General features: G+C 64.1%; 2 protein-coding genes. Both read left to right on the top strand.

Annotation, left to right across the window (positions count from 1 at the left end):
- Positions 1 to 87 precede the first annotated feature (87 nt).
- Positions 88 to 1,095: a dihydroxyacetone kinase subunit DhaK gene (locus tag CK230_RS32210; protein WP_095820808.1), complete on the top strand. Its 1,008-nt coding sequence runs from the start codon at positions 88 to 90 to the stop codon at positions 1,093 to 1,095.
- Positions 1,096 to 1,099: 4 nt separating this feature from the next.
- Positions 1,100 to 1,708: a dihydroxyacetone kinase subunit DhaL gene (dhaL, locus tag CK230_RS32205; protein ID WP_095820807.1), complete on the top strand. Its 609-nt coding sequence runs from the start codon at positions 1,100 to 1,102 to the stop codon at positions 1,706 to 1,708.
- The last annotated feature ends 103 nt before the right edge of the window (positions 1,709 to 1,811 follow it).

Below are 1,811 nucleotides of genomic sequence, written 5' to 3'. Positions count from 1 at the left end.
TACTTCGCGCCTTTGTCCCGAAAATCGGTTCTCACTTTCGCGAGACATGCTTAGTCTCCTGGCCGAGGACCATGCAGGGAGATACGAATGAGCCTAACGCAGAAGCTGATCAATGACGGCAATGCGGCGGTCGACGAAATGCTGGCCGGCATCATGGCCGCGCATCCCGAGCATCTCTGGCGTCCGGACAACGCGCCGCGCGCGGTCGTCGCCAAACACGGTCCGCGGCCCGGCAAGGTAGCGCTGATAATCGGCGGCGGCTCGGGCCATGAGCCGACCTTCCTCGGTTATGTCGGCAAGGGCCTGGCGGATGCCGCCGCGATCGGCAACGTCTTCGCCTCGCCTCCTCCGCAGCCGGCGGTCGACGCGGCGGTGGCCGCGAGCGGCGGCGCCGGCGTTCTGTTCATGTATGGCAACTATGCCGGCGATGTGATGAACTTCGACATGGCCGCCGAGCTGCTGGAGATGGAAGGCATCGAGGCGCGCACGGTATTGACCACCGACGACATCGCCTCGGCGCCGCTCGAGCAACGGCAAAAGCGCCGCGGTGTGGCCGGGAACGTGTTCATCTTCAAGGCCGCGGGCGCGGCCGCCGATATGATGATGCCGCTGGACCAGGTGGAGCGGATCGCCCGTCACGCCAACGACCGCACCTTCACCATGGGCGTGGCGCTCTCGTCCTGTTCCCTGCCGCAGACGCGCCGGCCAAGCTTCGATCTCCCAGTCGGCGAGATGGAGATCGGCATGGGAATCCATGGCGAGCCGGGCGTGCGGCGCGGGCCGTTGCGTTCGGCCAACGAGGTTGCCGACGAAATCATGGACGCGATCCTGGCGGAAATGAACGCGCCGGCCGGCGCTCGAGTCGCGGTGCTGGTCAATTCGCTCGGCGCGACGCCGCTGATGGAACTTTACATCCTGAACGCCCGGATCGCGGAGCGCCTGAAGGCTGCAGGGTTGGTCGTCCACAAGACGCTTGTCGGCCCTTACTGCACCTCGCTCGACATGGCCGGTGCGTCGATCACCATCATGCATCTCGACGACGAATTGCAGCGCATGATCGACCATCCCTGTGACTGCGCTATGTTCCGGAGTTGAGCGAATGGAGTTTACGACCGGGGATTTGAAAACCCTTTTCGACACCATCTCTGCACGGATGGCAACTGAGCGCGACAGGCTTTGTGCCCTTGACGGCGTCATTGGAGATGCCGATCACGGCATCGCCATGGACCAAGGCATGAAGGCTGCGGCCGACGCGGCCCGCACCACCGAGGGGACGCTGCAGGACATCTTCAATGCCGCTGCCAAAGGCTTTCTCAACGCAGTCGGCGCTTCCTCAGGGCCCCTCTACGCGACCGCCCTTCTGCGCGCCGGCAAGGCCGCAGGTCCGCGCATATCAATGCCGAATGGCGAGCTGCGGACTATCATTGCGGCAATGCGCGACGGCATCGTCCAGCGTGGCAAGGCGGAACCCGGCCAAAAGACGATGCTCGACGCCTGGGGACCGGCCGCCGAGGCCGCACTTGATGGTCAGAATGCCGATGCCATAATCGCGGCTGCCCGACAGGGAGCAGAAGCGACACGCCACATGGTCGCAACCGTCGGCCGCGCCGCACGTCTCGGCGAGCGTTCCTTGGGCCACCCGGACCCGGGCTCGATCTCAGCCGCTATGCTAGTCGAAGAAATCTGCAACGCAATGAAAGCCGCTTAACCCTTTTTTGTGGGCGATGAGCTTCCGATCGTTTGGTCTCTAATTTCCGGAATGATTTCGATCTGGCGCTACGAGCGAGGCTCCGACGCCCGCGATCAGGCAC

Source organism: Mesorhizobium sp. WSM3859 (genome assembly GCF_002295065.1).
In the GTDB taxonomy this organism is placed as follows: Bacteria; Pseudomonadota; Alphaproteobacteria; order Rhizobiales; family Rhizobiaceae; genus Mesorhizobium.
The sequence above is the reverse complement of the archived record's forward strand: the minus strand, read 5'-3'. Positions and strand labels throughout refer to the sequence as shown.